This window comes from Pseudomonas sp. MSSRFD41, assembly GCF_014230245.1.
Classification (GTDB): domain Bacteria; phylum Pseudomonadota; class Gammaproteobacteria; order Pseudomonadales; family Pseudomonadaceae; genus Aquipseudomonas; species Aquipseudomonas piscis.
In genome coordinates, this window is the sequence record NZ_JACKZK010000055.1 from 1 (window position 1) to 3,898 (window position 3,898).

Consider the following 3,898-nt stretch of genomic DNA (forward strand, 5'->3'; position numbering starts at 1 on the left):
CTTCGACGTCTCGGTGTGGGAGTTCTTCTGGCCACTGATGACGGGCGCGCGGCTGGTGGTGGCGGCGCCGGGGGATCATCGCGATCCGGCCCGCTTGGTCAGCCTGATCAACAGTGAGCAGGTCACGACCCTGCACTTCGTGCCGTCGATGCTGCAGGCCTTCCTGCAGGATCGTGATGTGGGTTCGTGCACCAGCCTGCAACGCATCGTGTGCAGCGGCGAGGCGTTGCCGGTGGATGCCCAGCAGCAAGTGTTCGCCAAGCTACCCCGGGCCGGGTTGTACAACCTGTATGGCCCGACCGAGGCCGCGATCGACGTGACCCACTGGACCTGCGTCGATGAAGGCCGCGATGGCGTGCCGATCGGCCGGCCGATCGCCAACCTGGGCTGCTACATCCTGGACAGCAACTTCGAGCCGGTGCCGGTGGGTGTGCTGGGCGAGCTGTACCTGGGTGGCGTGGGCCTGGCCCGTGGTTACCACCGTCGCCCGGCCTTGAGCGCCGAACGCTTCGTGGCCCATCCGTTCGTGGCCGGCGAGCGCCTGTACCGTACCGGCGACCTGGCGCGTTATCGCGAAGACGGGGTGATCGAATACGCCGGGCGTATCGACCATCAGGTCAAGCTGCGGGGCCTGCGCATCGAATTGGGCGAGATCGAGGCGCGACTGCTGGAGCACGGGCGGGTACGCGAGGCCGCGGTACTGGCGGTGGATAACCAGCACCTGGTGGGTTACCTGGTGCTGGAAGGCGCGGGCGAAGACTGGCGCGAAGCGCTGAGCGCCCACCTGGCCGCGCACCTGCCGGACTACATGGTGCCGGCGCAGTGGGTGGTGCTGGAACAGATGCCGCTGAGCCCCAACGGCAAGCTGGACCGCAAGGCTTTGCCCAAGCCGGACAAGGCGCAGTCCGCCCAAGCCTATGAGGCTCCACAAAGTCTTTTGGAGCAGCAGATCGCCGCGATCTGGGCCGAGGTGCTGGGTATCGAGCAGGTGGGCCTGAACGATAACTTCTTCGAGCGTGGTGGCGATTCGATCATCTCGATCCAGGTAGTCAGCCGGGCCCGGGCGGCCGGGATCCACTTCACCCCCAAGGCGCTGTTCCAACACCAGACTGTGCGTAGCCTGGCGCGGGTGGCCCAGTTGCAGGCCGTGCAGGTGATCGACCAGGGGCCGGTGCAGGGCGAGACACCATTGCTGCCTTTCCAGCAGCTGTTTTTCGCCATGGACCTGCCGGATCGGCATCACTGGAACCAGTCCTTGCTGTTGACGCCGCGCCAACCGGTGCGCGCGGACCTGCTGGAAGCGGCACTCCAGGCGCTGGTGGTGCATCACGATGTGCTGCGCCTGAGCTTCAACCCGCAGGCCGACGGCTGGGAGGCCCGGCATGACGCTGTGGCCACGACCTTGCTCTGGCAGGCCCGCCTGGAGACTGCCGATGAGCTGCAAGAGCTGTGCGAACGCGCCCAGCGCAGCCTCGATCTGCAACAGGGCCGGTTGTTGCGGGCGGTGCTGGCTGAGTTGCCCGATGGCAGCCAGCGTCTGTTGCTGGTCATGCACCACCTGGTGGTGGATGGCGTTTCCTGGCGGATCTTCCTTGAAGATTTGCAGAACCTTTATCAGCAGTCGGTCGAGGGGCGACAGCAGCGGTTGCCGGCCAAGACGTCGGCGTTCAAGACCTGGGCCGAGCGCCTGCAAGCCCATGCCCGCAGCGCCGCGATGCACCAGGAACAAGACTACTGGCAACAACAGTTGCAGGGCGTGAGCGCCGAATTGCCGTGCCGCGATCCCCAGGGCGCTCGTCCGGGACGCCTGGCCCGGACCCTGGTCAGCCAGCTCGATGCGCAGCGTACCCGGCAACTGCTGCAGCAGGCGCCCACGGCCTATCGGACGCAGATCAACGACTTGCTGCTGACGGCCCTGGCCCGGGTGATCTGCCGCTGGACCGGCCATGCCTCCAGCCTGGTCCAGCTCGAGGGCCACGGCCGCGAAGAGCTGTTCGATGACCTGGACCTGACACGCACCCTGGGCTGGTTCACCAGCCTGTTCCCGGTGCGCCTGACCCCGGCCGCCGACCTGGCGGGCTCGATCAAGCAGGTCAAGGAGCAGCTGCGCGCCGTGCCGAACAAGGGCCTGGGTTTCGGTGCCTTGCGCTACCTCGGGGACGAGCAGACCCGCCAGGCCTTCAGCCTGTTGCCGGTGCCGCGCATTACCTTCAACTACCTGGGGCAGGTCGATGGCAGCTTCGACCAGCCAGACGGCCTCTTCACCCCGGCGGCGGAAAGCACCGGCGCCGAGCAGAGCCCCGAGGCCGCGCTGGGTAACTGGCTGACCCTCAACGGCCAGGTATATGGCGGCGAGTTGCACATGAGCTGGACCTTCAGCCCGCTGATATTCGATGAAGCGGTGATCGAACAGTTGAGCCAGGACTATGCCCGCGAACTGGCGGCCCTGGTGGAGCACTGCTGCACCCCGGGCAACGCTGGCGTCACCGCTTCGGACTTCCCCCTGGCCAGGCTGACCCAGCCCCAGCTCGAGTCCCTGCCCCTGGTGGCCAGCGACATCGAGGACATCTATGCCTTGTCGCCGATGCAGCAGGGCATGTTGTTCCATACCCTGTATGAACAGACGGCGGGCGATTACATCAACCAGATCCGGGTCACGGTCGACAACCTGGATGTGAGCCGTTTCCGGCAGGCCTGGCAGGCCACGGTGCAGGCCCAGGAAGTGCTGCGCAGCGGCTACTTCTGGCAAGGCCAGCTGGAGTGGCCGTGCCAGGTGGTCTATCGCCAGGCCAGCCTGCCGATCGAAGAACTCGACTGGCGCGCCATGCCCGAACTCGAACAAGAGCTGCAGAACCTGCAGCAAGCCCAGCGCCGCCAGGGTTTCGACCTGGCCCGGGCGCCCCTGGTTCGAGTATTGCTGGTGCGTACGGGCGAGCAGCGCCATGAGCTGATCTACACCAACCATCACATCCTCATGGACGGTTGGAGCAATTCGCGGTTGTTTGGTGAAGTATTGCAACGCTATGCCGGCGTAGCGGTGCCGGAGGCCAGTGGCCGCTATCGCGACTACATCGGCTGGTTGCAACAACGGGATGCCAAGGCGACCGAGGCCTTCTGGCGCGAGCAGTTGAGCCAGTTGCCGGCACCGACGCGCTTGGGCAGCAACCTGCCCTTGGCTGCACAGGGCCATGGCGAGTACCGCTGGGCCCTGGATGCCGAGCTGACCGGACGCCTGGAGGCTTTCGCCCGCAGCCAGAAAGTCACCCTCAACACCTTGATCCAGGCGGCCTGGCTGATCCTGCTGCAACGCCATAGCGGGCAGTCGGTGGTGACCTTCGGCGCCACCGTGGCCGGTCGCCCGGCTGAACTGGCCGGGATCGAGCAGCAAATCGGTTTGTTCATCAATACCTTGCCAGTGATTTGCGCCGTCGATGCCCAGCGTTCGGTGGCGCAGTGGCTGCAGGATGTGCAGGAGCGCAACCTGGCCCTGCGCGAACATGAACACACCGCGTTGTATGACATCCAGCGCTGGGCCAGCCAGGGTGGCGAAGCACTGTTCGACAACATCCTGGTGTTCGAGAACTACCCGGTATCCAAGGCGCTGGAGCAGGGCGGCAGCGGTATCGGCTTTGGTGTGCCCCAGGCGCACGAGCAGACCAGCTATCCCTTGACCCTGCTGGTGGACCTTGGCGCGACGCTGTCATTGCAATTCAGCTTCGCCCGGGCCAGTTTCACCGCGCAAAGCGTGGAGGCCTACGGTCGGCACCTGACCAACCTGCTGCTGGGCATGCTGGCCGACAGCACCCGGAGCCTGGGTGAACTGCCGATGCTCGACCTTGCCGAGCGGCGCCAGGTGCTGGAGCAATGGAACGCCACCGAGCGCGACTACCCGCTGCAA

1 protein-coding gene is annotated in these 3,898 nt (G+C 65.8%); it reads left to right on the forward strand.

All coding sequences use genetic code 11. The features are described from left to right. Window positions 1-3,898, forward strand: a 3,898-nt coding sequence (locus H7A76_RS32110) for a condensation domain-containing protein (RefSeq protein WP_185702229.1), incomplete at both ends; no start/stop codon positions are given.